The organism is Tessaracoccus lapidicaptus (genome assembly GCF_001693815.1).
In the GTDB taxonomy this organism is placed as follows: domain Bacteria; phylum Actinomycetota; class Actinomycetes; order Propionibacteriales; family Propionibacteriaceae; genus Arachnia; species Arachnia lapidicapta.
In genome coordinates, this window is record NZ_MBQD01000006.1 from 32,934 (window position 1) to 59,909 (window position 26,976).

Here is a 26,976-nt window from a genome sequence, read left to right on the forward strand (position 1 = left end):
CGTCACTGCCCGCCGCGACGCAGGTCCAGCACGCCCAGCGCGTCGGCCAGCGACGGCACCTCCACGACGCGCAGCCCGCCCAGGCGCGGGACCTTGACGGTCACGTCGCGCGAGCCCGTCGGCACCAGTGCCAGCTCGAAGCCGAGCCGGGCTGCCTCCGCCAGGCGACGCTCCACGCCGGGCACCCGGCGCAGGTCGCCCGCGAGGCCCACCTCGCCGAGGGCCAGCAGGCGCCGCGGATGCTGCCGGTCCAGCGCCGCCGACGCGATGGCGACGGCGGCCGCCAGGTCCACCGAGGGGTCCGTCACCCGGGCGCCGCCCACCGTCGACACGTACACGTCGTGCTGGGAGAGCGGCAGGCGGGCCTTGCGCTCCAACACCGCCAACACCATCGCGATGCGCGACGTGTCGAGCCCGTGCGTGGTGCGCCGCGGCGAGGACTGGTACGGCGACGGCGCCACCAGCGCCTGGATCTCCGCCAGCAGCGGCCGCCTGCCCTCCATCGTCACCGTGACGCAGGTGCCGGGCGTGGGCTCCGAGTGCGCCGTCGTGAACAGCCCCGACGGATCCGGGACCTCGACGATCCCGGTCTCGCTCATCTCGAAGCACCCCACCTCGTCGGCGGGGCCGAAGCGGTTCTTGGTGGCGCGCACCATCCGGAAGCCCGAGTGCCGGTCCCCCTCAAAGGTGAGCACCACGTCGACGAGGTGCTCCAGCGTCCGCGGGCCGGCGATGGAGCCGTCCTTGGTGACGTGGCCCACGATGATGGCGGCCATGTCCTCGCGCTTGGCGACGCGGGCGATGGCGCCGGTGACCTCGCGGACCTGGGCCGGGCCGCCGGGGGCGCCCTCGGCCTCCGCCGTGGCGACCGTCTGCACGGAGTCCAGCACCAGGAGGCTCGGCTTGACGGTCTCGATGTGACCCAGCACCGTGCCGAGGTCCGTCTCCGACGCCAGGTACAGCGCATCGTCGACGGCGCCCGTGCGCTCCGCGCGGAGCCGCACCTGCGAGGCGGACTCCTCGCCGGAGATGTACAGCGTGGTCTGCCCGGAGCGGGCCCACTTCGCCGCGACGTCGAGCAGCAGCGTGGACTTCCCGACGCCCGGCTCCCCGGCCAGCAGCACGACCGCGCCGGGCACCAGTCCGTCGCCCAGGACGCGGTCGAGTTCGGCGATGGTCGTCAGGCGCCGGACGGCCGTGTCGGTGGGGACCTGTGAGATGGGCACGGCCGCGTCGGTGGGCACCGACGACGACACCTGCCGCAGCTTCGGCACGCCGCGCTCGACGACGGTGCCCCACGCCTGGCACTCGGCGCAGCGGCCGACCCAGCGCGCGCTCGTCCAACCGCACTCGGTGCAGTGGTAGGTGTCCTGTTTCTTCGCCACGGGGTGAGCTTAGGCGGAGGGTCGGACAGTCCTAGATGGTGACGGTGCCCCGGGTCGGCGACTCAAAGGTCACGTTGGAGATGCCGGGCGTGCCGTGCGGCGCCACGAGGTCGAGGTGGACCCCGTCGATCTCGTCGGCGACGGGGGCGGCCAGCCACTCCGACAGCCGGTCAGCGGACCCGGAGATCTGCACCTGGGTCAGCCGGACGTCACCGCGCAGCGCGGCGGGCCGAAGCGACTCGTCGGACTTCCACTCCAGGAAGTAGGGCAGCTGCGGGTCGGCGATGAGGCCGCGGATGCCGATCTGCACCCACTCGAGGCGCCGGCCGTCCGGGAAGTGCCGCAGGCCGGGGACGGCTGCGCGCTCCAGCCGCTGCTCGAACGGCGTGATGTCCGGGACGCTGACGACCCAGCCCATCCAGCCGCCGCCCATCTCGGAGCGGGCACGCACGGCCTGGCCGAACGCGGCCTTGTCGGCCGCGGGGTGGTCGAGGACCTCGACCACTTCGATGTAGCGGGCGTCCGCCAGGGGGATGATGTGGTTCCGGGTCCCGAACCGCGGGTGGAAGCCGCCATCCTTGAAGTCGGTGCCCAGAGCGTCGGCCAGCCGGGCTGCCTCTGCCTTGAGGCCGTCGGGGCCGGTCGCGAAGATCAGATGGTCGACGTGCATGGCCACATTCTCGCCCCGACAAGCCCGAAACCACTAATCGGCCTGGCAGCGGGGGACGCACCGGGCGAGGCGGGTAGGGTGACCGTGTGTCCACGTCGAAGGTCCTCCTGTCGACCACCTCGGTCTACCCCGAGGCATCCTCCAGCGCGTTCGAACTCGCCGCGGGCCTGGGCTATGACGGCGTCGAACTGATGGTGGGCGTCGATGGCCTGTCGATCGACATCGACGCGGTCGAGAAGCTCTCCAGCTACCACGGGGTCCCGGTGCTGTCCGTGCACGCGCCGACCCTCCTGGTCACCCAGACCACCTGGGGATCGGACCCGTGGGAGAAGCTGCGCCGCTCCGGGGAGGCGGTCAGCCGGCTGGGCGGCGACACGGTCGTGGTGCACCCCCCGTTCCGGTGGCAACGCGAGTACGGCGCCGAGTTCGTGGCCGGCATCAAGCGGCTCAACGACGAGATGGACGTGACGTTCGCCGTCGAGAACATGTACCCGTGGCGCACCCCCGCCGGGCACTTCCAGGCGTACCTGCCCGGCTGGGACCCCACCCCGTACGACTACGACCACCTGACGCTGGACCTCAGCCACGCGTCGACGGCGCAGCGCCAGGCCCTCGACCTGGTCCACGCCTGGGGGGACCGGCTGGCGCACGTGCACCTCACCGACGGGCGCGGTTCCCTCCAGGACGAGCACCTCCTGCCCGGTGAGGGGGACCAGGCGGCGTGGCAGGTCGTCGAGGAGGTGACCGCCTCCGGCTTCACGGGCCACATCGTGCTCGAGGTGTCCACGCGGCGCGCCCGTTCCCGCCACGAGCGCGAGGAACTGCTCGGCGACTCGTTGTCCACCATCCGCTCCGTCATCGCCAAGGGCGCCGCGAGGAGGGCAGATGTCGCGTCTTAACACCGCGGTACGCGGGGTGATCCGCTCCCGCCGGGTGCAGAGCGCCGCCGTCGGGTCGGGCGCCGCCGAGGACTTCGCTCGGGCCTATGTCGCGGGGGAGGACATCGCCGACGCCGTCGACGTCGCGCGGACCCTCACCGGCCAGGGGCTGCTGGTGTCCCTGGCCTATCTGCCCCGCTCAGACGCCGAGACCGAGACCACCGGCATGCTCATCGACACCGTCGCGGCGCTGGGCGAGACCGCCCGCGGGGTCGAGGTCTCGGTGAAGCCGTCGTCGCTCGGGCTCCGGGTGGACGCGGCGGGGGCGCGGGCGCGCCTCGAGGACCTCTGCGCGGTCACCCGCGACGCGGGCGCCGTCGTGACCCTGGAGATGCAGGGCACCGAGGAGTACGACGCGACGCTGCGGCTGTGGCGCGACGCGCGCGAGCACTGCGACCGGATCGGCCTGACGCTCCCGGCGGACATCCGGCGCTCCGAACGGGAGGCGGCCGCGGCCGCCGCCGAAGGAGCCCGGGTGCGCGTGTGCGTCGGTTCCTACCCCGTGCCCCCGGGCGCCGGGTACGACTCGGAGCAGGAGAAGTCGCGGGCTCTGGTCCGCTGCCTGCGCACCGTCATGGAGCACGGCGGGTACGCAATGCTGGCCTCGCACGACCCGACGCTCGTGGCCATCGCGCAGGACCTCGCCCGCCGCAACGCGGTCGGGGCGGACGAGTTCGAGTTCCAGATGTTCTACGGCGTGCGCCCGCTCGAGCAGCGCCGCCTGGCCGACATCGGCTACCGGTCCCGCACGTACGTCCCGTTCGGTCCTGCGTGGTTCGAGTACCTCACCACACGCATCGCGGCCCGCCCGCGGACCCTGTTCAGCTACCTGCGCGCCATCGCAGACAAGCGATGAGGGTGGGAGACCGTCGGCTCCGCGCCGAGATCGGCATCGTGCTGCTGCTGTCGCTGGGGCAGTCGGCCGTCTACGCCGTGCTGTCGATCATCGAGAAGCTGACGCGCCCGACCCCGCTCAACCAGCAGACCACGGCCATCAACACCAGCGCCACGCCGGACCGGCCGTGGCTCGACCTGGCCTACCAGCTGGCGTGGCTGACGTTCCCGCTGATCCCGGTCGTGCTCGCGCTGCATCTGCTGGCGACCCAGCGCCGCCCGGACGAGGGCCCGTTCCGCGTCATGGGCTTCGACCTGCGGCGCCCCGGGTTCGACCTGGGGTGGGGATTCGGTGTCTTCGCGGTCATCGGGGTGGCCGGGCTCGCGTTCTACCTCGCCGCCGTCGAGCTGGGCATCAACACCCAGGTGAGCACGGCGAACCTCGCCGCCGCCTGGTGGACCGTGCCCGTACTCGTACTGCGCGCGATCATGAACGGGGTGCTGGAGGAGGTGCTCATGATCGGCTACCTCTTCACGCGCTGGACCCAGACCGGTGGCCGCATGTGGGTCATCGTCGTCGTCAGCGCGTTCATCCGCGGCGGCTACCACCTCTACCAGGGATTCGGCGGCTTCCTCGGCAACCTCGTCATGGGGCTCGTGTTCGGCTGGCTCTATCTGCGGATCCGCCGGGTGATGCCGCTGGTCATCACGCATTCGCTGCTCGACATCGCGGCGTTCCTCGGGGCCCCGCTGCTGCCCGTGGTCATGGCCTGGTTCTCCTGAGGTCTCACAGCCCCGCGCCCAGGGTGAGCCCACCGACGGCGGCCGCGAGGGCGAGCGCCAGCATGGCGAGCGCCAGGGTGACGGCCATCCACGGTCGGCCCGAGCGGACCACGCGCACCAGCTCGACGCTGGCCGTGCTGAACGTGGTGAAGCCACCCAGGAACCCGGTGCCCAGCACCGCGCGGAGCGTCCCCACGTCGAGGGCGCCGGCCACCAGCCCCAGGCCGAACGATCCGAGCACGTTGATCGTCAGGGTCGCGATGGGGAACCCGCGGGGGCCGCGCGCCGAGAGCAAGCCGTCGGTCACGTAGCGGGCCGCGGCGCCCAGCCCACCGGCCAGCGCCACCCACAGCCACGTCACGGCCGCCCCCCGGGGACGCGCCGCCCGAGCCACATGCCCGCGGCCGCGGCCAGGTAGCCCAGCACGAGGCTGCCGCCGGCGTAGCCCACCGCCAGGGCGGGCCGGTGGGCGGCGAGGGTGGCGGTCTCGACCGCGAAGGCACTGTACGTGGTGAAGCCGCCGAGCAGCCCGGTGCCCAGCGCGAGCTGCAGCGACTGGCGCCGGCGAGGCTCGCGGACGGTCGCGGCCAGCACCTCGACCAGCAGACCGAGGGCCAGCGCGCCCGCGACGTTGATCGCCAGCGTCGGCCAGGGGATCCCCAGCGGGGAGCCTCCGGTCACGCTGCCGATCGCCGAACGGAGCCCGGCCCCGATGGTGCCGCCGGCCGCGACCAGCGCGACGCGCCGAGGGTCGAGGTGCGCCGGGCGGCCGCTCAGTGCCATTCCAGCGGGGTCTTCCAGTCGACCACGGCCGTTGGCACGACGAGGACGGGCCGGTGCTGGTGGTGCGCCAGATGCGTCCCGACGGCGCCCTCCAGCAACTCGTGCCACCGGCCCGACGCGCCGGGCCGCCTCGTGCCGACGACGATCACCGCCGCGTCGACCGCCCGCGCCAGGTGGGTCAGCGCGCGGTCGGGGCGGCCGGCGAGGTAGCGGAACCGCCACGGGACCGGGGAGCCCGCCAGCAGGTCGCGGATCGCGGCGGTCAGGTCCGCCTCGCGCGCCCTCCACTGGTCCTCGTCGGCGAGATCCGGGTTGAGGTCGCTGTGGCGGACCGTCCCGTCCGGGAACTCGTGCTCGACCACCCGGGCCGGATCTACGTACGCGCAGTAGAGAGCGCCACCCTGCGCCTGGGCGAGCGACGCCGCCGTCAGGACCACGACCTCGGGCTGGTCCGGGGTGACGCCGACCACCACGTCGCTGCCGGCGAAGGGGGTGATCCGGGACGGATGGGGTTGGGGCACCTGACGCATGCGGGCCTCCTGCGGGGGGTGGGACGCGTCGAACACTACCCCCGGCCCGCCGCGTAGACTGCGCCGCATGCGAGTTGGAGTCTTTGGCGCGACCGGGCAGGTCGGCGGCGTGATGCGCCGCCTTCTGGAGGAGCGCGATTACCCCGTTGACGAGATCCGGTACTTCGCCTCGGCGCGGTCGGCCGGCACGACGCTGCCGTGGCGCGGCGCGGAGATCACCGTCGAGGACATCGAGAAGGCGGACTTCGCCGGTCTGGATGTCGCCCTGTTCTCCGCCGGCGGCTCGACGTCGAAGCAGTGGGCGCCGCGGGTGGCCGACGCCGGGGCGACCGTCGTCGACAACTCGTCGGCGTGGCGCATGGACGAGCGTGTCCCGCTGGTGGTGTCCGAGGTCAACCCCGAGGACGTCGCCCGCGCCGAGCTGGGCATCATCGCGAACCCCAACTGCACCACCATGGCCGCCATGCCCGTGCTGAAGGTTCTGCACGACCTCGCGGGGCTCGAGGCCCTGCAGGTCACCACCTTCCAAGCCGTCTCCGGCTCGGGCATCAAGGGCGTCGAGGCGCTCGCGACGCAGCTGGGCCAGATCGAGGACCCGCGGGTCCTGGCCCACGACGGGTCCGCCTTCCAGCCGGCGGACATCGCCCCGTACGTGGCGCCGATCGCCTACAACGTCGTCGCGCTCGCCGGGAGCATCGTCGACGACGGCGAGGGCGAGACCGACGAGGAGAAGAAGCTGCGCAACGAGTCGCGCAAGATCCTCCACCTTCCGGAGCTGCTCGTCGCCGGCACGTGCGTGCGGGTGCCCGTCTTCTCGGGGCACTCGCTCTCGGTGCACGCCCGGTTCTCGCGCGACATCACCCCCCAGCAGGCCCGCGCGGCGCTCGACGGCGCCCCCGGCGTGCGGCTGGCCGACGTCCCCACCCCGCTGCAGGCCGCCGGCCAGGACCCGTCGTTCGTCGGGCGCATCCGCCAGGACCGCAGCGTCGAGGGCGAGCGAGGGCTCGTGCTGTTCATCAGCAACGACAACCTCCGCAAGGGTGCCGCGCTCAACGCCATCCAGATCGCCGAACTGCTCGTCCGATGAGGCTGACCCTGGTCGGCGCCGGCGCGATGGGCGAGGCGCTGCTCACCGGCTGGCTCGGCGCCGGGCACGCGCCGGCGGACCTCGCCGTCGTGGAGCCCGTGCGTGAGCGCGCCGACGCGATCCAGGCCCGCCACGGCGTGCGCGCGGTCGACCTCGCGGAGGCGGCGCGGTCCGACGTGGTCGTGCTGGCCGTGAAACCGCATCAGATCGCCGGCGTGCTCGGCGAGCTGGCGGGCGGGTTGGCAGGCGCCGCGCCGCTGATCGTGTCGATCGCGGCCGGCACCCCGGTGGCCCAGCTGGAGGCGGCGCTGCCCGAGGGCACCGCGGTGGTCCGGGTCATGCCCAACACCCCCGCCCTCGTCGGGCAGGGCATGGCGGGCATCGTGCCCGGGACCGCGGCCTCCGCGGATCAGGTCGACACCGTGCGCGGGCTCATGGACGCCGTCGGGCGCAGCGTCGTCATCGCTGAGAAGCAGATCGACGCGCTTACGGCCCTGTCCGGATCGGGGCCCGCGTACCTCTTCTATATTGCCGACGCCATGATCGAGGGCGGCGTGCACCAGGGGCTGACCCGCGCCGAGGCCACCGAGCTGGTCGTCCAGACGTTCGTCGGTTCCGCCGCGCTGCTCGCCACCGGCACCCCGGCGGCGGCGCTGCGCGAGCAGGTCACCTCGCCGGCCGGGACCACCGCGGCGGCGCTGCGGGAACTCGACGAGCGGGGCGTCAGGGCCGCGTTCCTGGCCGCCGTCGAGGCGTGCGCGGAGCGCGGACGCGAGATGTCGCGATGAGGGATTGGTCGATCCCCACCGCGAACAGTTAAGATTCAGAGTCTGGCCGCTTCACGGCCGGACGTACACGTACCATCCGGGTCTTCCCGGTGAGGAAAGGCGAACAGTGGGCTCTGTCATCAAGAAGCGCCGCAAGCGCATGGCCAAGAAGAAGCACCGCAAGCTGCTGAAGCGCACCCGCATTCAGCGTCGTCGCGCCGGCAAGTAGTGACCCGACCCTCCAGGGTCCTCCTGCTGACCCGCGCGGGCTGCCACCTGTGTGTGGAGGCCGAGTCGGTCGTCCGCACCACGTGCGAGGACCTGGGGGTGGCCTGGCGCGCCGTCGACGTCGACACCGACGCGGCGCTCCGGGCCGGATACACCGATCACGTGCCGGTCACGTTCGTCGATCAGCGGCTGCTGAGCTACTGGGTCGTCGACGAATCGGCACTGCGTGCGGCGCTGGCCTCGCCGGCCCCACGGGATATGCCAGTCGAGTGGACACCGGCTCTCGCCGACCAGCCCTGAACGGAAACCCGCAGTGACCCAGCCTCTGGAACCCACCTCACCGGCCACCCCGCCGGAATTCGAACCGTCGGGCGGGTCGGTCACGTTCGTCGGGTCCGGTCCGGGAGACCTCGGGCTGCTCACGCTGTCGGGGTCGCGCGCCATGCGCTTCGCGGACCTCATCATCGTCGACCCCGGTGCCGACGTGGAGCAGGTCAGGGCGCTGGCCCCCGCGCACGCTGAGATCAAGCCTTCGGGCAGCGACGACGAGGTGGCGGACATCCTCGGCGCGGTCGCGCGCGGGCGCAAGGTGGTGCGGTTGCACGCCGGCGACTACTTCACCGACGCCGACGCCGGTGGCGTGCTGCCCGAAGTCCTGGCCGCCGCGGGGATCCGCGCCAACGTCGTGCCCGGCGTCACGCGCTGGAGCGCGGCACTGTCCTTCGGGGGAGTGACAGCGACCGCCGCGTTCGCCGCGCTGGACGCCACGCGCGAGGTCCCCGGGATTGACGCCTGGCCGTCCGCCGAGACCCTCGTGGTCCGGACCCGGGGCGCCCTCTCGCACGAGGTCGCGACCCAGGCGGCCCTCCGCTACGGGCTCACCGGCACCTGCCTCAGCATGGTCGGCGTCGGCACCACGGCCCAGGTCAGCGAGGTCGTCAGCTGGGCCGACGTGGACGTGGCCGACGCGGGGGAGTGCTACTTCATCGTCGGACCCGGCATTGAGGACTCCCGCCGCCAGCGTCTCGCCTGGTTCGAGGGCAAGCCCCTCTTCGACTGGCGGATCATCGCGCCGCGCACCAAGGACGACCTCGGCCCGCTCGTCGAGGACCTGAGCCACTACGGCGCCACCACCGAACTGGTCGCCACCATGTCCATCGAGCCGCCCCGGACCGAACAGGCCATGGAGAAGGCGGTGCGTGGGCTGGTCGACGGCCGCTACCTGTGGGTGGTGTTCACCTCGCCGCACGCCGTGACCGCGATCGCCGACCGGCTGGCCGAGTACGGCCTGGACTCGCGCGCGCTGTCGGGCATCAGCCTCGCCGCCGTGGGGCGCGGCACGGTGGAGGCCCTCGCGCGCCTCGGCCTCGTGGCGGACCTCACGCCGGTGGTGGAGAACACCACGGGCGCGCTGGCCACCGAGTTCCCCGCGTACGACAACCTCATCGACCCGCTGGACCGCGTGCTCGTGCCCTCGGCCGACGTGGCCGTGGAGCCGCTCCTCGTGGGCCTCGGCCGCCTGGGCTGGGACGTCGAGGAGGTCACGGCCTACCGCACCGTCCGGGCCGCCCCGCCGCCGCCCGAGGTCCGCGACGACATCAAGACCGGCATGTACGACGCGGTGGTGTTCACCTCGGCCACCGCGGTGCGCAACATGATCGGCATCGCGGGCAAGCCGCACGCCGCCACGGTGGTCGCCGCCATCGGCCCCGCCACCGCCGCGGCCTGCGAGATGCACGGACTCCGCGTCGACGTCGTCGCCGACGCGCCCACCTTCGAGTCGCTCGCCGAGTCCCTGGCCCGGTTCGCGGACCGCAGGCGGGCAGACCAGGTGGCCGCCGGCCTCCCGGTCACCAAGCCGTCGCAGCGCAAGCGTCGCAAGCGGCGCAAGCCCGTCGACCCGAGCGTCTAGTCTGGAGCGCGTGGTGGACCCGACTCAAGTGCACGTCATGCGACACGGCCAGGTGGAGAACCCTGGCGGGGTGCTGTACGGGCGCCTCCCCGGCTTCGGCCTGTCAGACCTCGGCCGCCAGATGGCGGACCGGATGGCCGAACACTGGCGCGACGTTCCCCTCACGCATCTGCGCTGCTCACCCCTGCAGCGCGCGCAGGAGACCCTCGCGCCCACGGCCCGGCTCCATCCGCACCTGGAGATCACCACCGACGACCGGGTCATCGAGGCCGACAACCGGTTCGAGGGCAAGGTCTTCGGTGGGTCCAACAAGGCGCTGCGCGACCCGCGCATGTTCTGGCACATGCGCAACCCGCTGCTGCCGAGCTGGGGGGAGCCGTACAAGGAGGTCGCGGAGCGCATGCACGCCGCGATCCGCGACGCCGCCGTCGCCGCCGGTCCCGGGGGGCAGGCGCTCGTGGTGAGCCACCAACTCCCGATCTGGATCGCGCGCAGCGCCGCCGAGGGCAGGCCCCTGGCGCACGACCCGCGCCGCCGTCGCTGCACCCTGTGCTCCGTCACGAGCTTCACCGTCCGCGATGGCGTCATCACCGCCGTCGACTACGCCGAGCCGGTCGCCGACCTCCTTCCCGCGGTGAGAGGCCGCCGGTTCAAGGTCGGCACGTGAGGGTCGCCGCCGCCGCGTGCGCGGCCGCGCTGGTCCTCACCGCCTGCGGTGCCCCGGCTGCCACGGACCAGGTCGGCTTCCAGGGCGGGGACGGAACCGTGACGATCATCCCCGACGGCGACCGCCGCCCCGCGCCCGTCCTGGCCGGGGAGACCCTCGACGGGGCACAGATCTCGACGGCCGACTTCGCGGGCCGCCCGGTCGTGGTCAACGTCTGGGGCTCCTGGTGCGCGCCGTGCCGCGCCGAGGCGCCCGAACTCGTGGCGGCGCACGCCGAACTCGGCGAGGACGTGGCCTTCCTGGGCGTCAACACGCGCGACCTGGACACGGCCCCTGCACTCGCGTTCGAGCGCGCGTTCGGCATCACGTACCCCAGCATCTTCGACCCCGACGGGCAGCTGCTGCTGGGGTTCGCGCAGCTGCCGCCCAAGGCCATCCCGAGCACCGTCGTCATCGACGCCGACGGCGACGTCGCCGCCCGCGTGCTGGGCGCCGTCGACGCCTCGACGCTGCGCGGCATCCTCGCCGACGTCGGGGCGGTGCGGTGATCCTCCTCGAGTCCTGGGCCGGGGCCGCGCTGACGTCGTCGATGCTCGTGGCCGTGCCGGTGGCCATGCTCGCCGGGCTCGTGTCCTTCGTCTCCCCCTGTGTGCTGCCGCTCCTCCCCGGGTACCTGTCGTACGCGTCCGGCCTCGGGGCCGCGCAGATCGCCGACGGCACCGGGCGGCGGCGCGCTCTGATCGGCGGAACGATGGGCTTCGTCCTCGGGTTCTCGGTGGTGTTCGTGCTGACCGGCGCCCTGCTGGGCGGCGTCGGGGCGGCGCTGCTGACGAACGCGCGGGCCATCACGATCGTCCTCGGCGTCGTCATCGCCGTCCTGGGCGCCGGGTTCGCCGGCTGGCTCCCGGTCCCCACCGGATGGCGGCCCGGCATCACCCCGCGGATGGGCGTCTGGGCCTCGCCGCTGCTCGGCATGGTCTTCGGGCTCGGCTGGACGCCCTGCATCGGGCCGGCACTGTCGGTGGTGCTCACGCTGGCCCTCAACGAGGGCTCCGCCACGCGCGGTGGCATCCTCGCGTTCTTCTACGCCCTGGGGCTCGGGCTGCCCTTCCTCGCGTTCGCGGTCGCGTTCACCCGGCTCGCTCCCCGGCTGGAGTGGCTGCGTCGGCACGGGCAGGCTCTGCAGCGAGCAGGCGGCATCGCGATGATCCTGGTCGGCGTGGCCATGGTCGTGGGCTGGTGGGACGCCCTCATCGGCGTGCTGCGGCAGTGGGCCGCGAACTTCGGGACCATCCTGTGACCGCCGCGGACGCCGGGCGCGCGCTCGGCCCCGGGCAGTTCCTGCGCTGGGCATGGGGCCAGCTGACGTCCATGCGGACGGCGCTGGCCCTGCTGTTCCTCCTGGCCCTGGCCACGATCCCCGGCTCGATGATCCCGCAGCGCAGCGCCTCCCCGATCTCGGTGCTGGACTTCAAGCGCGACAACCCGTTCTGGGACGGGATCCTGGAGCCCCTCGGCTTCTACGACGTCTACACCTCGCCGGCGTTCTCGGCCGTGTACCTGCTGTTGTTCGTCTCGCTCATCGGCTGCATCCTGCCGCGCATCGGGAAGTACGCCACCGCGGTCCGCAAGCCGCCCCCGGCGCTGCCCGCCCGCATCGACCGGCTGCCGGCGTCGGCGTCGGCGCGCACGGATGCCACGACCGAGAACGCCCTGGACGCGGGGGAGGCCTGGCTGCGGTCGCGTCGCTACCGGACGCGCCGCTCCGCCGACGGCGTCTCGGCGGAGCGCGGCTACTCGCGCGAGGCCGGCAACCTCGTGTTCCACCTGTCGCTCATCGCCATGCTCATCGGCATGGCCTGGTCCAACCTGCTGGGGTACCACGGCAGCGTCGTCGTGGTGGAGGGTCGCGGGTTCGCCAACGTCATCACGCAGTACGACGACTTCACCGCCGGCGCCCTCGTCGACACCGACCGGCTCGAGGCGTTCGACCTGGACGTCACCGAGTTCCGGGCCACCTTCGAGACCGGGGAGGTCCAGCGCGGCGCCGCCCGGCAGTTCGACGCCGACGTCACCGTCACCGACGCCACAGGCACCCGCGACGTCCTCCTCACGGTCAACGAGCCCGTCCTGACGTCCGGCGGCACGCAGGTGAACCTCATCGGTCACGGCTACGCCCCGACATTCACGGTCCGCGACGGCAACGGCGACGTGGCCTTCAGCGGTCCGGTGGTCTTCCTGCCGCAGGACGGCAACTTCTCCTCCGTGGGGGTGGTCAAGGTTCCCGACGCCCGGCCGCAACGCCTGGCCTTCGAGGCGTTCTTCTTCCCGACGGCAGTGTTGGACGAGACGGGGCCCCACTCCGTGTTCCCCGACGCCCTCAACCCGGAGGTGTACCTCAACGCCTGGTCCGGCCCCCCGGCCGTGGAGACGGGCCGTCCGGAGAGCGTCTACACGCTCAACACCGCTGGCCTGGCCCCGGTCCCCGGCGACGGGGGAGAGGTGCTGCGGGCGCGGATGCTGCCCGGCGCCGGGTTCACCCTGCCCGACGGCCTGGGTTCCATCAGCTTCGACGGCTGGCAGCGCTGGGTGAAGCTGCAGGTGAGCGAGACCCCCGGCAACGCCATGACGCTGATCTCCCTGGCCGTCGGCCTGGCCGGCCTGAGCGTGTCGCTGTTCGTGCGTCCCCGTCGACTCTTCGTCCGCGTCACCGACGGCGAGGCCACCGCCGGCGGCCTGGACCGCGCCGACGCGGCGACCGGTCTGGAGGACGAGGTCGCGGGGCTTTTGGCCTCCGTCGCGCCCGCTGGGCACAATGGGGTCGCGCCGGGCGGCGCGGAGGAGGAGAGCAGATGACGCTGTCGGAGTGGTCCTACACCGTGATGGTCTATGCCACCGTCGGCTACCTCCTCGCGTTCGCCATGCACGCGCTCGAGTGGTCCGCCGCCCGCGGGCTCGCCCCGGCGCGGCCGGCTGACGGGTCGGAGGACGCGCAGCGGCTGCGCGTGGACCAGTGGGGGCGCTTCGGCGTCGCGGCCACCGTCCTCGCGGCGGTGCTGCACATCTCGGCCGTCGTGCTGCGCGGGGTGGCGGCGGAGCGTCCGCCCTGGGGCAACATGTACGAGTTCATCACCTCGGCGCTCGCCTTCGCCGTCCTCATCCACCTCGTGGCCGTCGCCCGGTTCGGCATGCGGTGGCTGGGTCTGGGACTCACCCTCCTCTACTCGATCGGGCTCGGGGTGGCCGTCACGCAGTTCTACGTGGAGGTGTCGCCGTTGGTGCCGGCCCTGCACAGCGTGTGGTTCATCATCCACATCGTCGCCGCCGCGATCGCGGGCGCGGCCTTCAACGTCGGCGCGGTGGCGTCGGCGCTGTACTTGGCGCGCGACGCCGCGGAACGGCGGGCGGAGTCGCGCGGGGTGCCACTGACGGGTTACCTGGCGAAGCTGCCATCGGCCCGCACCCTGGATCTGGTGTCCTACCGTCTGCACGCCTTCGCGGTGCCGCTGTGGACCTTCACGATCGCGGCCGGCGCCATCTGGGCGCAGTACGCGTGGGGGCGGTTCTGGAACTGGGACCCGAAGGAGACGTGGTCCTTCATCACCTGGATCGTGTACGTCGCGTACCTGCACGCCCGCGCGACGGCGGGCTGGCGGGGCCGCCCCGTCGCGATCATCGCCCTGATCGGGCTGGTGACCTTCTGGTTCAACTTCATCGGCGTCAACCTGCTGTTCAGCGGCCTCCACTCGTACGCGGGGATCTGAGCCATGGAGTCCGACGAGGACCTCGACTGGCTCGCCCAGTTGTACGAGGAGCAGGGACCGATCCTGCACCGCCTCGTCGTGCTCCTCGACGCCGAACACCAGTCCGGCCGCATCGTCCGCAGCGCGCTCCTGGCGCTGCACCGGCGGGGCCACCGGCTCATCGACCCGGCCGAACGGGTCGAGTTCCTGCAGGAGCACGTCGTGCACCTGGCCCGCGCCGTTCGCGACGCCCAGGCCGGGATCCGGCTGCCGGCCGTCGCCGAGGCGCGGCAGCAGGAGATCCTCACCGCCCTGAGCGCCATGCCGGCGCGCACGTCGGAGCTGCTCATCGTCAGCCACTACCTGTCGGTGTTCGGGCCTGAGCTGGCGGGCATCATGCGCATGTCCGTGCGATCGTGCAACCTCCGGCTGGAGGCGGCGCTGGAGACGCTACGCCGCGCTGTGGGCGACCCCACGGCCGGTAGCCAGCCCGGCGTCATCGAGTCGCTGTCCCAGGAGGTGACCGCCGCGCTCCGATCCGCCGCCCGCACGGTCCAGTCCCCGGGGACCGAGACCCTCGAGGGCGAGCTGCGCGCGCTGTCGCGGCAGCGCGGCCGCAGCGTGGGCCCACGCGCGGCGGCGGCCGTGGCGGTCCTGGCGGTGGCGGCGGGCCTGCTGCTCGCCGCGGTCACCCGCCCGACGACGGCGGTGCCCGAGGTCTCGAGTCCCGCTCCGTCGGCGGCCCCGACGGCATCCGCGGCGCCGCGGTCCCTCCCGGCGCAGGTCCGCGGGGTGCCGCTCTACTACGTGGGGCGCCAGGACGGCCGCCTCTACCGGGAGCAGAGGGACCTGCCCGCCACGGGCAACCTCGTCAGCGGAGCGCTCGAGGCGTTGCTCACCCTGGCCCCGTTGGACCCGGACTACGAGTCGGCGTGGGGCCCCGGCACGCTCAACGCGACCGAGACCATCGGCGACACCCTCACGGTGGACCTCTCCGCCGACGCGTACGCCGAACTGGCCACGCCCGGCGAGGCCGACCGCGCCCGCAACCAGATGGTCTACACCGCCTCGGAGCTCGTCGGCGACCCGCAGCTTCGGATCAAGTTCCTGGCCGACGGTGGCCCGCCGCCGGAGGCCTTCGTGTCGGACGAGGGATTCACGCGCGACGGCATCGAACCGATGCCCGGCCTCTGGATCAGCTCCCCGCGCAACGCGGCCCAGCTCTCTGCCGGGCAGGTCGTCGTCATCGGGACGGTCAAACCGGACATCGGCGAGCCGATCGTGACCATCACCGACATCGACACGGACACGGTCGTCGCGCAGACGTCCGCCCAGACCTCGACGGGGGTCAACGCCGACGGGTGGCGCGTCTGGTCCGTGAGCGTGCAACTCAGCGACGGCAGCTACGACATCCGCGCCGCCGTCGCCGGCACATCGGCGGAGAACAAGTCCGTCACGGTCGACTAGGTCGAGGCGACGACGCGGGCCAGCCTGGCCTGGAGCGCGACCGGCGCGAGCCGCGTGGCGAGCGCCATGGCCGCGTTCGGGAGGCCGTCGACGACGAGCGGCCGGTGGGCGGCCAAAGCCCGCATGGTCGTCTCCACCACCTGCGCGGGGGTCCGGCGGCGGCGCATCACCGCGTCGTCACCCGCCGTGGCGAAGAATTCGGTCTCCGTCGGGCCGGGGCAGATGACGACGACGCGCACCCCGGTCTCTCGCAGCTCCTCCCAGAGCGCCACGCCCAGGCGTTTGACGTAGGCCTTCGTGGCCGCGTAGACGGCCATCGTGGGGATGGGCTGGAACGCCGCCGTCGACGCGACCTGGATGATGGCGCCCGACCCGCGTGCGACCATGCCCGGGACCACGGCCCGCGTCAGCTCGGTGAGAGCGACCATGTTGAGTTCCATCTCCTGGCTCATCCGCTCCGGCTCGATCTCCGCGAACGCGCCCATGGTGCCGAAGCCCGCGTTGTTGACGAGGTGACTGACATCCAGTTCCGCCATGCGGGTCACGAGCGCGGCGCGTTGCGCGGGGTCGGTGAGGTCCGCGGGATGGGTCTCGGCGAGCACCCCGAAGTGGCTCCGGACGCGCTCGGCGACCGCCTCGAGCAGGTCGGCCCGGCGGGCCACCAGCAGGACGTTGGCGCCGTCGGCGGCGAGCCGCTCCGCGAACTCCACACCCAGCCCGCTCGACGCCCCGGTCACGACAGCCCACGATCCATTCATGGGCGCAAGCTTAGGCGACCGGCGACGGCGCGCTGCGGCTGTGACCTGGGGGAGGGGTTAGTGGAACAATGGGCGCCATGCAGCATTTCGATCTGGCAGTCATCGGGTCCGGGTCCGGCAACTCCTTGATCGATGAACGCTTCGCGGACTGGGACGTGGCGCTCATCGAGCGTGACCCCGTGTTCGGCGGCACGTGCCTCAACCGCGGCTGCATCCCGACGAAGATGTTCGTCGTCCCGGCGGACCTGGCGGCGTCGCCCGCCCACGCGGCCCGCCTGGGAGTCGACCTCGATCTGCGCGGCTCTGACTGGGGCGCCATCCGGGACCGGATCTTCGGCCGCATCGACCCGATCTCCGCCGGAGGCCTCGACTGGCGCGAGCGCTCGGCCAACGTCACGGTCTTCCACGCCGAGGCGTCCTTCGCGGGGCCGAAGGAACTCGCCCTGGGCGACGATCGGATCAGCGCGGATCGGATCGTCATCGCCACCGGCTCCCGCCCGCGGCTCCTGGCGGTGCCCGGTATCGAGGACGCCGCCGCCAAGGTCTACACCTCCGACACCATCATGCGCATCGCCGAGCGGCCGCGACGCCTCGTCATCGTCGGCGGGGGGTACATCGCGGCCGAGTTCGCGCATGTGTTCTCCGCCCTCGGCACCGACGTGACGCTCGTCAACCGCAGCGACGTCCTGCTGCGGCACCACGACCGCGAGATCGCCGAGCACTACGCGTCCATGGTCGCCGGCCAGGTCCGGGTCCGGCTCAACCAGGAGCTGGCGGCGCTGGAGACGGACCAGCGCGGCGAGCTGACGGTCATCACCCGGGACCGCAACGGCATCGAGTACGAGTACTACGCCGACGCCGTGCTGCTCGCCGTGGGCCGCGTGCGCAACTCCGACGCCCTGAACCTGCCGGCGGCGGGCATCGACGTCAAGCCCGGTGGCCAGATCCACGTGGACGCCCAGCAGCGCACGAACGTCGACGGCGTCTGGGCGATGGGCGACGTGTCCTCGGACTACCTGCTCAAGCACGTCGCGAACGCCGAGATGCGCACCGTGCAGCACAACCTGCTGTACCCCGACAATCCGGTGGAGACGGATCACCGCTACGTTCCGCAGGCCGTCTTCAGCCACCCGCAGATCGCGTCGGTCGGCGCCACCGAGGAGCAGCTCAAGGCCTGGGGCGTGCGCTACGTCGCCTCCCGGCAGCGGTACGCCGACGTGGCGTACGGCTGGGCGCTGGAGGACGAGGGGCACTTCGTGAAACTGCTGGCCGACCCCGGCACCTGGCATCTGCTGGGCGCCCACATCATCGGGCCGCAGGCACCGTCGCTGATCCAGCCCCTGATCCAGGCCATGAGCTTCAATCTGCCGGTCCCGCAGATGGCCCGCGGCCAGTACTGGATCCATCCTGCGCTGCCTGAGGTAGTCGAGAACGCCCTCCTGGGCCTGCTCGACGCCCACCACCCGGTGTACCTCGACCGGTGAGGCGCCGGGTCCTCCAGGCGCTGGCCCCCGCAGTCGCGGCGGTGGCCGTGGTCGGCTGCGCCCCTGCGCCGACGCTCCCGCCCACCGTCGACTCGGGGTCGGCCCCCGCCGGCGCCGCGCAGGCGACGGAGGCGCAGGCCGCCGCCGCGCCGTCGGAGAGCCCCGCCCCGCGACAGTGCGCCGACGTCGCCGCGGAGCTCCCCCTGTCCGCCCAGGTGGGTCAGCTGTTCATGGTCGGGGTGTCCACCGCCGGAGTCGACGAGACGACCAGGCGCGCCATCACGCAGGGGCGCGTGGGCTCGGTCGTCCTCCTCGAGAACACCCGCTCCGGGGCCGAAGACATCCGCCTGCTCACCGCCGAGCTCGGCAGCCTCGGCACCGCCGACCTCCCGCTCCTGATCGCCGTCGACCAGGAGGGCGGGCGCGTGCAGCGCCTCCGCGGGCCCGGGTTCGACGACATCCCCACCGCCGTCGACCAGGGCGCCATGCCCGGCGACGAGCTGCGGGAGGCCGCCGAGACCTGGGGCGAGCAGCTGCGACGCGCCGGGATCCACTACAACCTGGCGCCCGTGGCCGACGTCGTCCCGGCGGACCTCGTCGAGAGCAACGCGCCCATCGGGGCGCTGTCGCGCCACTACGGCAACGACGCGGGCGCCGTCGGCGAGCAGGTGGCCGAGTACGTCTCGGGCATGGACGCGGCGGGCATCCGCACGTCGCTGAAGCACTTCCCGGGGCTGGGCAAGGTCGACACGAACACGGACTTCGGCGCGGCCCGCGACGACGTGACCGGCCGCGACGACGCCGGCCTGGACGTCTTCCGCGCCGGGATCGACGCCGGTGCCGACTCCGTGATGGTGTCGTCGGCGGTGTTCTCCAGGATCGACCCGGACCAGGAGGCCGTCTTCAGCCACACGGTCATCACCGACCTGCTGCGCGACGACCTCGGGTTCGACGGCGTCGTCATCGCCGACGACCTCGGCGCGGCGCGGTCCGTGGCCGGCATCCCGGCCGCCGAACGCGCGGTCCGGTTCCTCGACGCCGGGGGCGACCTCGCCATCAACGCCACGCCGGGACTGATGGCGGACATGATCGAGGCCACCGCACAGCGGGCCGCCGACGACGAGGACTTCGCCGAGCGCGTCGCCGAATCGGCGACCCGGGTCCTGCGGCTCAAGGCCGCCGCTGGGCTCGTCGACTGCGCCTGACGCCCCTGATCACGGCCGCCCAGGCACTGTCCGGCGGCTAGGCTGGCGGACATGTCGCGCTGTTCCGTGTTGTGGGCCGCCGCGGGGCCGCCCGCGTGGGGGACCGCCGCTCGAGCCGACTTCTGGGTGTGCCTGGAGACACCTGGCCCCTGGGGTCCGAAGGCCGCCACCAGCGCCCGAGCCCTCGACCCGGCCCTCGGAGGGTGCCTCGAGTCCCTCGTCGAGGAGATGGGCGGCAGGCTGCTGCTGCTGCGCCGCGCCACCCGCAACACCGTCGGGCAGGACCCACTGACCGTGCTCGTCTCAGGCGGCTTCACCGACGGCGGGTGGGCGACCCGCTTCGAGGTGCCGACGGCGGCGGAGCTGATGGACTGGCTGGACCGGTGGCGCGCCGACGACATGCCCACCCCGGCCGAGCTCGAGACCGATCCGGTGCTGCTCGTGTGCAGCCACGCGCGTCGCGATCAGTGCTGCGCGCTGGAGGGACGCCCGCTGCTGGCCGACCTGGAGGATGACATCGGCCCCGAGTCGTTGTGGGAGTGCTCGCATCTGGGTGGCCATCGGTTCGCCCCGACGGCGTTGTTGCTGCCCACCGGCCAGGTTCTCGGCCGCCTGACCCCCGCGGAGGCCGTGGCCGCCTACCGGGACGCCGGCGTCGGGCTGCTGTGGCCGGGCGGCGCCGCGCGGGACCGCGGGCGCAGCCACCTCCCCCCGGAGCGGCAGGCGGCCGAGGCGTGGGCCTTGGAACAGTTCGGGCCCGCCCGTCCCACCGATCTGGCGAGCCGCGACGAGGGCTCCGGGATCCGTGTCACGCACGGGCATCGGGAGGCCCTGGTGCGGGTGTCGCGGGTCGACACCGGGGCCTCGGCGCCCTTGAGCTGCGGGAAGGTGGCCGAGCCGGTTACCTACTGGGCCGTCGACCCCGCCTGAGACGGGTCAGCCGAAGCGGCCGGTGATGTAGTCCTCGGTGGCCTTCTGGTCAGGGTTGTGGAAGATCTTCTCGGTCGGGCCGTACTCGATCAGTTCACCGGGCTGGCCGTGCGCCTTGAGGTTGAAGAACGCCGTCGAGTCCGAGACCCGGGCCGCCTGCTGCATGTTGTGCGTGACGATGACGACGGTGTAGGTCTCCTTCAGCTCCTTGATCAGGTCCTCGATCGCGAGCGTGGAGATGGGGTCGAGGGCCGAGCACGGCTCGTCCATGAGGAGCACGTCGGGGGAGACGGCGATCGCGCGGGCGATGCAGAGCCGCTGCTGCTGGCCGCCCGACAGGCCGGAGCCCGGCCGGTCGAGGCGGTCCTTCACCTCGTTCCACAGGTTGGCGCCGCGCAGGGACTGCTCGACCAGCTCGTCGGCCTCCGAGCGGCTGATCTTAGTGTTGTTCAGGCGCACCCCGGCGAGGATGTTCTCGCGGATCGACATGGTGGGGAAGGGGTTGGGCCGCTGGAACACCATCCCGATGTGCCGGCGGACCCGCACCGGGTCCACGGCCTTGTCGTAGAGGTCGACGCCGTCCAGCAGCACCTGGCCCTCGACGTAGGCGCCGTCGATGACCTCGTGCATGCGGTTGATGGAGCGCAGCACGGTCGACTTTCCGCAGCCCGAGGAGCCGATGAAGGCCGTCACCGCGCGGGGCTCGATGGTCATGTTGACCGACTTCACGGCGTGGAACTTGCCGTAGAAGATGTTGAGGTCCTTGAGCTCGATTCGCTTCGACATGGTGTGGGGGTCTCCTGATCAGCGGCCGGTCTTGGGGGCGAACTTCCACGCGATGAGTCGGCCGATCGCGTTGAGGCCCATGACGATGAGGATGAGCGTGAGGGCGCCGGCCCACGCCCGCGCGTAGAACGGATCCTGGGGTACGCCGGGGGTGATGTACTGGTAGTAGACGAACACCGGCAGCGTCGCCATCGGATCCGCGAACGGGTTGACGTTGAGCGACGACGTGATGCCGGCGGTGACGAGCAGCGGGGCCGTCTCGCCGATGACGCGGGCGACGGACAGCACCACGCCCGTGACGATGCCCGCCAGCGCGGTGGGGAGCACCACCTTGGCGATCGTGCGCCACTTGGGGACGCCCAGCGCGTAGGACGCTTCCCGCAGCTCGTTGGGGACCAGCCGCAGCATCTCCTCGACCGAGCGGACCACCGTCGGGATCATCAGCACCGACAAGGCGATGGCGCCGGCGAAACCGCTGTTGGTGCCCGGACCGAAGACGAAGCTGAACAGCGTGTAGGCGAACAGGCCCGCCACGATCGAGGGGATGCCGGTCATGACGTCGACGAAGAACCTGATGGCGGCGGCCAGCCTGCCGCGGCCCGAGTACTCGACGAGGTAGATGGCGGTGAAGAGCCCGATCGGCACCGAGATGAGGCCCGCGATGCCGGTGACGATCAGCGTGCCCCAGATCGCGTGGACGGCGCCGCCGCCTTCGCCGATCACGTTGCGCATGGAGTAGGAGAAGAACTGAGCGTCCATGCGCTCGAGGCCCTTGGCGATCGTCTGCCAGATCAGCGACACCAGTGGGAACAGCGCGATGATGAAGAACCCCGTGACGACGTAGCGCGCCATGCGGTCCTTGGCCTTGCGAATGCCCTCCACGGCCCCGGACAGCGCGAACATGGCCACGAGGAAGAGCAACGCCCCGACGACGATGACCGACGCGGGGCCCGCTGCGCCGAACAGGGCCAGGACGCCCGCGGTGATCGCCACGGCGACCACGAGCATCGCGATGGCCGTGTGTTTCGGCAGCTGGCCGGCGGTGAGCGCCTCGCTGGGGAGGGACGACGAGGTGGTGACGGACATCAGTTGGCTCCCGAGAATTCCTTGCGCCTGGACAGGACCCAGCGCGCGGTCATGTTCACCGCGAGGGTGATGATGAACAGCACGAGGCCCGTCGCGATGAGCTGGTTGATGCCGAGACCGAACGCCTCGGGGAACGCCAGGGCGATGTTGCCGGCGATGGTGTTGGGGTTGCTCGACGTGAGCAGCTCGAAGTGGATGACGGCCGCGGGCGAGAGCACCATGGCGATGGCCATCGTCTCGCCGAGGGCGCGGCCCAGGCCCAGCATGCACGCCGAGACGATGCCGGGCGTGCCGAAGGGCAGGACCGCCTGACGGATCATCTCCCAGCGTGTCGCACCGAGCGCCAGCGACGCCTCCTCGTGGAGGCGGGGCGTCTGCAGGAACACCTCGCGCGAGATGGCGGTGATGATGGGCAGCACCATGACCGCCAGCACCAGGGCGGCGGTGAGGATCGTGCGTCCGGTCCCGGAGACCGGTCCGGTGAAGAACCAGCCCAGCACGGGGAGCTCGCCGAAGTTGTCCGCCAGCCACACGTACAGGGGGCGCATCATCGGGGCGAGGGTGTTGATGCCCCAGAGGCCGAACACCACGGACGGGACGGCGGCGAGCAGGTCGATGATGTAGCCCAGGCCCTGGGCCAGCCGGCGTGGGGCGTAGTGGCTGATGAACAGGGCGATGCCGATGGCCACGGGGACGGCGAAGACCATGGCCAGGGTGGCCGCCCACACCGTGCCGAACGCGAAGGGGAGCGCGTAGCTCCAGAACTCGCCGTACTGCAGGTCCTCGGCGTCGGCGGTGAGCGCCGGGATCGAGAGGCCGACCAGGAACGTGGCGACGGCGGCCAGGATCACGAGGATCAGCGTGCCGGACCCGCTCGAGATGCCCTTGAAGACCTTGTCGCCGAAGCGGCGCCTGCTGTGCCGGAGGCTGGTGAGGTCGTCGGTGGTGTCGTTCGGCTGCGACGTGGTCGCCTCCGCGTCCGTGGTCGACATGGTTCTCCTGGGGTGGCCGGTTCAGGGGGTGGGGCCTGAGCCCACGAGTCGCGCCTCCCGCGAACGAGAGGCGCGACTCGTGTGGGTTCAGCTAGATCCTACGGTCACTTGATGCTGTCGATGGCAGCGAGCACCTTCTCGCGGAGACCCTCGGCCAGGGGAGCGGAGCCCGCACCCTCGGCGGCGTCGTTCTGGCCCTGCTCGGACGCGACGTAGCCGAGGTAAGCCTTGACCAGTTCGGCCTTGGCCGGGTCGGCGTACTCGGCGCACGCCATGGCGTAGGCGACGAGCACGATGCCGTAGCCCTCCGCGCCGCGGTCGAGGTTGATGGCCAGGTCGTTGGCGTCACGACCGTCCTCCATCGGGGAGACGTCGACGGCCTTGGCGGCGTCCTCGGCGGTGGGGCCGAAGAAGTTGCCGTCCTTGCCGATCTTCGCGACCGACAGTTCGCCGGCCTGCGAGGCGTCGGCGTACCCGATGGTGCCGGTGCCGTTGGTGACGGCGGCCACGACGCCGGAGGTGCCCTTGGCCGCCTCACCGCCCTCGTAGGTCCACTCGCCGTCGGCCTCGTTGTCCCAGACCGACGGGGCGGTCTTGTTGAGGTAGTCGGTGAAGTTCTCGGTGGTGCCCGAGTCGTCCGAGCGGTGGACGGCGGTGATGTCCATGTCCGGGAGCTCGACGCCCTCGTTCAGGGCGGCGATCTTCGGGTCGTTCCACTTCGTGATGTCGCCCTTGAAGATGCCGGCCAGGGTGTCGGGATCGAGGTTGAGCTCGTCGACGCCCTCCAGGTTGAAGATCACGGCGATGGGGGAGACGTAGATCGGCAGGTCGTACGCGATCGAGTCGTCGGCGCAGAGGCTGGAGGCCCCGGCGACGTTCTCATCGAGCTTGAATGCGCGGTCCGAGCCGGCGAAGTCCACGCCGGCGCCCATGAAGGCCTCGCGGCCGGCGCCGGAACCGTCGGGTGCGTAGTTGACGGTGACACCCGGGTTGGCCTCCTGGAACTTGGCGATCCAGGTGGTCTGCGCGGAGTTCATCGCCGAGGAGCCCTTGCCGGAGATGGTGCCCTGCAGGTCCGAGGCGGGGGCCGAGCCGTCTGTGGCGGCGGAGCCGGTGGCCGAGTCGGCCGGAGCGGGGGTGCCCTCGTTGGCGGCGCAGGCCGAGAGCAGGAGAGCGGCGGACAGACCGAGAGCAGCGGTCAGACGGATCTTCATTCGGGTTGTGCCTTCCGAGATGGGTGGCGGGCCGACGGGCCCGGTACGCGGTGGAACTGCGTTCCTGTACTGGACGGTAGGCACCCGAAGTAACGCGACAGTCCGCGTTGGGTGAACAGAAGGTGAACGCCCGACGAGTTCTCGCCCGCGCGGGGATTGCGCCCCGCTGGGTGGTGGGCTTTCGGGGTGTTCCCCGGTTGCTCACGCGTCGCCGCCGGTGATGGCGGCGATGGGTTCATTATCGCGGGCGGGGAGCAGTAGCGCCATGGATCCTTCGGAGAGGTAGCGGCGTTCGTCGGTGATCCATTCGTCGTTGGTGTCAGCGAGGATCATCCCCACCAGGCGGATCACGGAGGCCTCGTTGGGAAAGATCCCCACCACGCGGGCGCGGCGTTTGATCTCCTTGTTCAACCTTTCCAGGGGGTTGGTCGACCAGATCTTGCTCCAATGCGCCCGCGGGAACCCGGCGAAGGCCAAGACCTCGGTCTTCGCCGTATCCATCAGGGGTCCGATTGAACCACCCCGGGTTTAGTGGAGAGTTGTGTGTTCTTCGGCGGCGGTCGCCGCGGAAGGGTTCTGAGCAGCATCGTAGGCGTGCTCGTATGCGGCGGGTGCGAGGTAGTCGCACCAGGTGTGTGGCCGGGCCGTGTTGTACCAGTCGACCCATCTGAGAACTTCCAGCTCGACGTGCTCAAGAGTGCGCCACGGCCCTCGACGCCGGATCAGCTCGGTCTTGAAGACCCGGTTCAGCGCCTCGGCGGCGGCGTTGTCGTATGAATCGCCCTTGGACCCGACCGAGGCGACGATGCCGAGTTCCTCCAAGCGTTCGGTGTAGCGGATCGCTCGATACTGGACGCCGCGGTCGGCGTGGTGGACCAGACCCGCCAGCACCCGCCCGTCGCGCTGCCGCTGCCAGATGGCCTGCTCGAGGGCGTCCAGGGCCAGGTCGGTGTGCAGTGATCCGGAGACCCGCCAGCCGACGATCCTGCGGGAGAACAGGTCCATCACGAACGCCACGTAGACGAACCCGGCCCATGTTGGCACGTAGGTGATGTCAGCGACCCACCGGTTGTCCGGCGCCGGGGACGTGAAGTCGCGGTTGAGTTGGTCTGCCGGATGGGCGTCCTTGGCCGGTAGGGTCGTGCGGGGCCGCTTGTGATCACCGGCGACCGCTCCGGTCAGACCCAACGCCCTCATACGGGGGGCCACGGTGCACCGGGCCACCGGTGGATAGTGGACCCCGGTGGTCCGGCCGTGCTCGTCTCGGACCTCCTGCCGGTTGAGGACCTTCCACATCTTCATCACCCCGTAGACCTGGTAGTTCGCCTGGTAGGTCGCTTGGATGCGCTCATCCAGCGCCGCGTCGGCCAGCGCCCGCTGCGACGGTGAGCGCTTCTTGGCCGCGTAATAGGTGCTCGGGGCGATCTGGGCGCCGGCCTGTGTGAGCACGGCGCAGATCGGCTCGACCCCGAAGCGGTCCTTGTGCTGATCGATGTAGTTGATCAACGTGGAGAGGGGCGGTCGAGCTCCGCCGCGAAGAAAGCCGAGGCCGACCTCAGTATCGCGTTCGCTCGACGGAGCTCCCGGTTCTCCTTCTCCAGCTGCACGAGCCGAGCATGCGGATCGGTCTCCACCGCCGACGACCCGACCCCCAGCCCGGGGGCCCGCAGCCAGTTCCGCAGCGTCGATCCCGGGATCCCCAGCTGCTCGCCCACCTGGTTGCAGGCGCGCTTGGCCGGCATCCCCGGGTTCTCCCTGATCGTCTCGTTGACCGTGCGGACCGCACGCTCACGCAACTCGTCGTTGTACTTCCTTGGTGCAGGCATGACTCCACTCTCCTGAAGCGGTCAAGACCCTCCACTAAACCCGGGGCGGTTCAGTCCGCACGATCTTCTGGTTGGCCTGACCGAGCCAGTCGGTGAACTGCTCGTTGAAATCGGCCGGCGGCCTGAACTCGCGGCCCGGCATGAACGACGTCTCGAACCAGCCGTTGCGGCGTTCCACGATCCCCTTCGACTCCGGATCCCTCGCCTTGAGCAGCACCAGGCTCGTCGCGAGGGTCCCCATGAACGACTCCACCCCCGCAGCCCTGGAGGCACCGCGGCCGATACCGCGTTCGTTATCCCAGATCAGCCGCGAGGAACCCTGCCCAACGCCTGCAGGAGTGCCCACATGCCCAGCAGCAGATCCTCGGTCGTCTTCGACGGGATCATCCGGCCGACCGTGAACGGGAGAACGCCGCGGTCATCACCAACACCGGCAACAACACGCCCGTCCCGGTCCCGACAGGGATCCTCGCAGGCGGGAACCACAGATCACACTGCGCCGCGTCCCCGGCGTCCCAGACGAGCCGGTCAGCCGGATCCGGGCGCCGCTGCTCCGGTCGTAGCCGGGCCACGTTCTCCCGGAACTACGACTCCGATCCCGTCCAGCCGACCCTTTCCGCGATCACCGATGCCGGCATCTCCGGACACCCGGCCAGCAGCGTCTTCACCCTGGGCTCGAACACCGCGAACGAGGTCCCGGTCGGGGTCCTCACATAGCGCGGTGGCGCATCGGAGGCGACCGCCTTGACCACCGTCGTCCTCGAGATCCCCAACTGTCGATGCCGAGTGGATACTGACCCCGTGGCGCCGAGTGAATTTTGACCCCTCTCCGTCAGAGTGAGGGAGTGATCAGTGTGGAGGATTGGGCCGAGATCCGACGGCTTCATAGGTCGGAGGGGTT

Annotated in this window: 28 protein-coding genes, 2 pseudogenes and 1 other annotated feature; of the genes and pseudogenes, 17 read left to right on the forward strand and 13 right to left on the reverse strand. The window is 71.6% G+C overall.

All coding sequences use genetic code 11. The features are described 5' to 3' along the window. Nucleotides 1-2 precede the first annotated feature (2 nt). Nucleotides 3-1,385, reverse strand: a complete 1,383-nt coding sequence (gene radA / locus BCR15_RS02630) for a DNA repair protein RadA (RefSeq protein ID WP_068750159.1) — start codon at nt 1,383-1,385, stop codon at nt 3-5. Nucleotides 1,386-1,416: 31 nt separating this feature from the next. Further along, nucleotides 1,417-2,055 carry a VOC family protein gene (locus BCR15_RS02635; protein WP_068750161.1) on the reverse strand — a complete coding sequence of 213 codons (639 nt, stop codon included), beginning with the start codon at nt 2,053-2,055 and terminating at the stop codon, nt 1,417-1,419. A gap of 86 nt (nt 2,056-2,141) precedes the next feature. Between BCR15_RS02635 and BCR15_RS02640 the strand changes: the two genes are divergently transcribed. The 3 genes from BCR15_RS02640 to BCR15_RS02650 are packed head-to-tail and all read left to right on the forward strand — an operon-like array spanning nt 2,142 to nt 4,610. Continuing rightward, complete coding sequence (locus BCR15_RS02640) at nt 2,142-2,954, forward strand: sugar phosphate isomerase/epimerase family protein (RefSeq protein WP_068750163.1); 813 nt, start codon at nt 2,142-2,144, stop codon at nt 2,952-2,954. Then, complete coding sequence (locus tag BCR15_RS02645; RefSeq protein ID WP_141680007.1) at nt 2,941-3,849, forward strand: proline dehydrogenase family protein; 909 nt, start codon at nt 2,941-2,943, stop codon at nt 3,847-3,849. The genes BCR15_RS02640 and BCR15_RS02645 overlap by 14 nt, the downstream gene beginning before the upstream one ends. Continuing rightward, the gene (locus BCR15_RS02650; protein WP_068750167.1) at nt 3,846-4,610 is read left to right on the forward strand and encodes a CPBP family intramembrane glutamic endopeptidase; all 765 of its coding nucleotides are present in this window, start codon (nt 3,846-3,848) and stop codon (nt 4,608-4,610) included. Before BCR15_RS02645 ends, BCR15_RS02650 begins: the two co-directional genes overlap by 4 nt. A gap of 4 nt (nt 4,611-4,614) precedes the next feature. Here the strand turns inward: BCR15_RS02650 and BCR15_RS02655 are convergent, their stop codons facing one another. From BCR15_RS02655 to BCR15_RS02665, 3 genes are read right to left on the reverse strand one after another with little or no spacing between them, the layout of a single operon-like run. After that, nucleotides 4,615-4,971: a fluoride efflux transporter FluC gene (locus BCR15_RS02655; RefSeq protein WP_078920092.1), complete on the reverse strand. Its 357-nt coding sequence runs from the start codon at nt 4,969-4,971 to the stop codon at nt 4,615-4,617. Continuing rightward, nucleotides 4,968-5,393 carry a fluoride efflux transporter FluC gene (locus BCR15_RS02660; RefSeq protein ID WP_068750171.1) on the reverse strand — a complete coding sequence of 142 codons (426 nt, stop codon included), beginning with the start codon at nt 5,391-5,393 and terminating at the stop codon, nt 4,968-4,970. The genes BCR15_RS02655 and BCR15_RS02660 overlap by 4 nt, the downstream gene beginning before the upstream one ends. Then, nucleotides 5,384-5,923 (reverse strand): universal stress protein, encoded by a 540-nt coding sequence (locus BCR15_RS02665; protein ID WP_068750172.1) that lies wholly within the window; start codon nt 5,921-5,923, stop codon nt 5,384-5,386. The genes BCR15_RS02660 and BCR15_RS02665 overlap by 10 nt, the downstream gene beginning before the upstream one ends. A gap of 58 nt (nt 5,924-5,981) precedes the next feature. Between BCR15_RS02665 and BCR15_RS02670 the strand changes: the two genes are divergently transcribed. The 11 genes from BCR15_RS02670 (at nt 5,982) to BCR15_RS02715 (ending at nt 15,794) form a co-directional block, all read left to right on the forward strand. After that, nucleotides 5,982-7,010, forward strand: a complete 1,029-nt coding sequence (locus BCR15_RS02670) for an aspartate-semialdehyde dehydrogenase (protein WP_141680009.1) — start codon at nt 5,982-5,984, stop codon at nt 7,008-7,010. Then, nucleotides 7,007-7,798, forward strand: a complete 792-nt coding sequence (proC, locus tag BCR15_RS02675; protein WP_068750176.1) for a pyrroline-5-carboxylate reductase — start codon at nt 7,007-7,009, stop codon at nt 7,796-7,798. Before BCR15_RS02670 ends, proC begins: the two co-directional genes overlap by 4 nt. A 106-nt stretch (nt 7,799-7,904) precedes the next feature. Further along, complete coding sequence (locus BCR15_RS14240; RefSeq protein WP_042842924.1) at nt 7,905-8,006, forward strand: 30S ribosomal protein bS22; 102 nt, start codon at nt 7,905-7,907, stop codon at nt 8,004-8,006. Further along, the gene (locus tag BCR15_RS02680; RefSeq protein ID WP_068750179.1) at nt 8,006-8,305 is read left to right on the forward strand and encodes a glutaredoxin family protein; all 300 of its coding nucleotides are present in this window, start codon (nt 8,006-8,008) and stop codon (nt 8,303-8,305) included. The genes BCR15_RS14240 and BCR15_RS02680 overlap by 1 nt, the downstream gene beginning before the upstream one ends. Before the next feature lie 13 nt (nt 8,306-8,318). Next, on the forward strand, nt 8,319-9,917 hold the full coding sequence (locus BCR15_RS02685) for a uroporphyrinogen-III synthase (protein WP_176715175.1): 1,599 nt from the start codon (nt 8,319-8,321) through the stop codon (nt 9,915-9,917). A gap of 37 nt (nt 9,918-9,954) precedes the next feature. After that, the gene (locus tag BCR15_RS02690) at nt 9,955-10,584 is read left to right on the forward strand and encodes a histidine phosphatase family protein (RefSeq protein ID WP_078920478.1); all 630 of its coding nucleotides are present in this window, start codon (nt 9,955-9,957) and stop codon (nt 10,582-10,584) included. Further along, the gene (locus tag BCR15_RS02695) at nt 10,581-11,132 is read left to right on the forward strand and encodes a TlpA family protein disulfide reductase (protein ID WP_068750182.1); all 552 of its coding nucleotides are present in this window, start codon (nt 10,581-10,583) and stop codon (nt 11,130-11,132) included. The genes BCR15_RS02690 and BCR15_RS02695 overlap by 4 nt, the downstream gene beginning before the upstream one ends. A 41-nt stretch (nt 11,133-11,173) precedes the next feature. Then, complete coding sequence (locus BCR15_RS02700; RefSeq protein ID WP_068750226.1) at nt 11,174-11,884, forward strand: cytochrome c biogenesis CcdA family protein; 711 nt, start codon at nt 11,174-11,176, stop codon at nt 11,882-11,884. After that, nucleotides 11,854-13,440 carry a cytochrome c biogenesis protein ResB gene (resB, locus tag BCR15_RS02705; RefSeq protein WP_068750184.1) on the forward strand — a complete coding sequence of 529 codons (1,587 nt, stop codon included), beginning with the start codon at nt 11,854-11,856 and terminating at the stop codon, nt 13,438-13,440. The genes BCR15_RS02700 and resB overlap by 31 nt, the downstream gene beginning before the upstream one ends. Next, nucleotides 13,437-14,348, forward strand: a complete 912-nt coding sequence (gene ccsB / locus BCR15_RS02710; RefSeq protein WP_068750186.1) for a c-type cytochrome biogenesis protein CcsB — start codon at nt 13,437-13,439, stop codon at nt 14,346-14,348. The genes resB and ccsB overlap by 4 nt, the downstream gene beginning before the upstream one ends. A gap of 3 nt (nt 14,349-14,351) precedes the next feature. Beyond that, on the forward strand, nt 14,352-15,794 hold the full coding sequence (locus tag BCR15_RS02715; RefSeq protein ID WP_068750188.1) for a GerMN domain-containing protein: 1,443 nt from the start codon (nt 14,352-14,354) through the stop codon (nt 15,792-15,794). Here BCR15_RS02715 and BCR15_RS02720 read toward each other — a convergent pair. Continuing rightward, nucleotides 15,791-16,552 (reverse strand): SDR family NAD(P)-dependent oxidoreductase, encoded by a 762-nt coding sequence (locus tag BCR15_RS02720; RefSeq protein ID WP_068750190.1) that lies wholly within the window; start codon nt 16,550-16,552, stop codon nt 15,791-15,793. The two genes, BCR15_RS02715 and BCR15_RS02720, sit on opposite strands and share 4 nt — an antisense overlap. 77 nt (nt 16,553-16,629) lie before the next feature. Between BCR15_RS02720 and BCR15_RS02725 the strand changes: the two genes are divergently transcribed. Genes BCR15_RS02725 through BCR15_RS02735 form a run of 3 tightly spaced genes read left to right on the forward strand, consistent with a single transcriptional unit; the run spans nt 16,630 to nt 20,171 of the window. Further along, entirely contained in the window at nt 16,630-18,036 is a 1,407-nt protein-coding gene (locus BCR15_RS02725; protein ID WP_068750192.1) for a mycothione reductase, read from the forward strand. Beyond that, nucleotides 18,033-19,241, forward strand: coding sequence for a glycoside hydrolase family 3 N-terminal domain-containing protein (locus BCR15_RS02730; protein ID WP_068750194.1), 1,209 nt, complete (start codon nt 18,033-18,035; stop codon nt 19,239-19,241). Before BCR15_RS02725 ends, BCR15_RS02730 begins: the two co-directional genes overlap by 4 nt. A gap of 51 nt (nt 19,242-19,292) precedes the next feature. Further along, complete coding sequence (locus BCR15_RS02735; RefSeq protein ID WP_068750196.1) at nt 19,293-20,171, forward strand: ferredoxin family protein; 879 nt, start codon at nt 19,293-19,295, stop codon at nt 20,169-20,171. Nucleotides 20,172-20,177: 6 nt separating this feature from the next. Here BCR15_RS02735 and pstB read toward each other — a convergent pair whose 3' ends face one another. The 7 genes and pseudogenes from pstB to BCR15_RS14870 all read right to left on the reverse strand — a co-directional run bounded on the left by pstB (nt 20,178) and on the right by BCR15_RS14870 (nt 26,316). After that, the gene (gene pstB / locus BCR15_RS02740) at nt 20,178-20,957 is read right to left on the reverse strand and encodes a phosphate ABC transporter ATP-binding protein PstB (protein ID WP_068750198.1); all 780 of its coding nucleotides are present in this window, start codon (nt 20,955-20,957) and stop codon (nt 20,178-20,180) included. An 18-nt stretch (nt 20,958-20,975) separates the two neighbouring features. Beyond that, nucleotides 20,976-22,043 carry a phosphate ABC transporter permease PstA gene (gene pstA / locus BCR15_RS02745; protein WP_068750200.1) on the reverse strand — a complete coding sequence of 356 codons (1,068 nt, stop codon included), beginning with the start codon at nt 22,041-22,043 and terminating at the stop codon, nt 20,976-20,978. Next, nucleotides 22,043-23,035 (reverse strand): phosphate ABC transporter permease subunit PstC, encoded by a 993-nt coding sequence (pstC, locus tag BCR15_RS02750; RefSeq protein ID WP_068750202.1) that lies wholly within the window; start codon nt 23,033-23,035, stop codon nt 22,043-22,045. The genes pstA and pstC overlap by 1 nt, the downstream gene beginning before the upstream one ends. 104 nt (nt 23,036-23,139) lie before the next feature. After that, nucleotides 23,140-24,249, reverse strand: coding sequence for a phosphate ABC transporter substrate-binding protein PstS (pstS, locus tag BCR15_RS02755; RefSeq protein ID WP_068750203.1), 1,110 nt, complete (start codon nt 24,247-24,249; stop codon nt 23,140-23,142). A 201-nt stretch (nt 24,250-24,450) separates the two neighbouring features. Next, nucleotides 24,451-24,762, reverse strand: a pseudogene (locus tag BCR15_RS02760) (transposase); the annotation flags it as partial. Between the two features lie 15 nt (nt 24,763-24,777). Then, nucleotides 24,778-26,075, reverse strand: a pseudogene (locus BCR15_RS02765) (IS3 family transposase). After that, nucleotides 25,666-25,794 (reverse strand) — a sequence feature (AL1L pseudoknot). (Overlaps the previous pseudogene by 129 nt.) A gap of 34 nt (nt 26,076-26,109) precedes the next feature. Continuing rightward, a complete protein-coding gene (locus BCR15_RS14870) occupies nt 26,110-26,316 on the reverse strand; it encodes a hypothetical protein (RefSeq protein ID WP_068750211.1) in 207 nt (68 codons plus the stop codon). Nucleotides 26,317-26,976 lie beyond the last annotated feature (660 nt).

What these genes read in the sequence shown, in the direction of transcription:
- BCR15_RS02635 (WP_068750161.1), bottom strand. Translation starts at nt 2,055, where the DNA reads ATGCACGTCGACCATCTGATCTTCGCGACCGGCCCCGACGGCCTCAAG.
- BCR15_RS02645 (WP_141680007.1), top strand. Translation starts at nt 2,941, where the DNA reads ATGTCGCGTCTTAACACCGCGGTACGCGGGGTGATCCGCTCCCGCCGG.
- BCR15_RS02650 (WP_068750167.1), top strand. Translation starts at nt 3,846, where the DNA reads ATGAGGGTGGGAGACCGTCGGCTCCGCGCCGAGATCGGCATCGTGCTG.
- BCR15_RS02660 (WP_068750171.1), bottom strand. Translation starts at nt 5,393, where the DNA reads ATGGCACTGAGCGGCCGCCCGGCGCACCTCGACCCTCGGCGCGTCGCG.
- BCR15_RS02665 (WP_068750172.1), bottom strand. Translation starts at nt 5,923, where the DNA reads ATGCGTCAGGTGCCCCAACCCCATCCGTCCCGGATCACCCCCTTCGCC.
- proC (WP_068750176.1), top strand. Translation starts at nt 7,007, where the DNA reads ATGAGGCTGACCCTGGTCGGCGCCGGCGCGATGGGCGAGGCGCTGCTC.
- BCR15_RS02690 (WP_078920478.1), top strand. Translation starts at nt 9,955, where the DNA reads ATGCGACACGGCCAGGTGGAGAACCCTGGCGGGGTGCTGTACGGGCGC.
- BCR15_RS02700 (WP_068750226.1), top strand. Translation starts at nt 11,174, where the DNA reads ATGCTCGTGGCCGTGCCGGTGGCCATGCTCGCCGGGCTCGTGTCCTTC.
- ccsB (WP_068750186.1), top strand. Translation starts at nt 13,437, where the DNA reads ATGACGCTGTCGGAGTGGTCCTACACCGTGATGGTCTATGCCACCGTC.
- BCR15_RS02715 (WP_068750188.1), top strand. Translation starts at nt 14,352, where the DNA reads ATGGAGTCCGACGAGGACCTCGACTGGCTCGCCCAGTTGTACGAGGAG.
- BCR15_RS02720 (WP_068750190.1), bottom strand. Translation starts at nt 16,552, where the DNA reads ATGAATGGATCGTGGGCTGTCGTGACCGGGGCGTCGAGCGGGCTGGGT.
- BCR15_RS02725 (WP_068750192.1), top strand. Translation starts at nt 16,630, where the DNA reads ATGCAGCATTTCGATCTGGCAGTCATCGGGTCCGGGTCCGGCAACTCC.
- BCR15_RS02735 (WP_068750196.1), top strand. Translation starts at nt 19,293, where the DNA reads ATGTCGCGCTGTTCCGTGTTGTGGGCCGCCGCGGGGCCGCCCGCGTGG.
- pstB (WP_068750198.1), bottom strand. Translation starts at nt 20,957, where the DNA reads ATGTCGAAGCGAATCGAGCTCAAGGACCTCAACATCTTCTACGGCAAG.
- pstA (WP_068750200.1), bottom strand. Translation starts at nt 22,043, where the DNA reads ATGTCCGTCACCACCTCGTCGTCCCTCCCCAGCGAGGCGCTCACCGCC.
- pstC (WP_068750202.1), bottom strand. Translation starts at nt 23,035, where the DNA reads ATGTCGACCACGGACGCGGAGGCGACCACGTCGCAGCCGAACGACACC.
- pstS (WP_068750203.1), bottom strand. Translation starts at nt 24,249, where the DNA reads ATGAAGATCCGTCTGACCGCTGCTCTCGGTCTGTCCGCCGCTCTCCTG.
- BCR15_RS14870 (WP_068750211.1), bottom strand. Translation starts at nt 26,316, where the DNA reads ATGGGGACCCTCGCGACGAGCCTGGTGCTGCTCAAGGCGAGGGATCCG.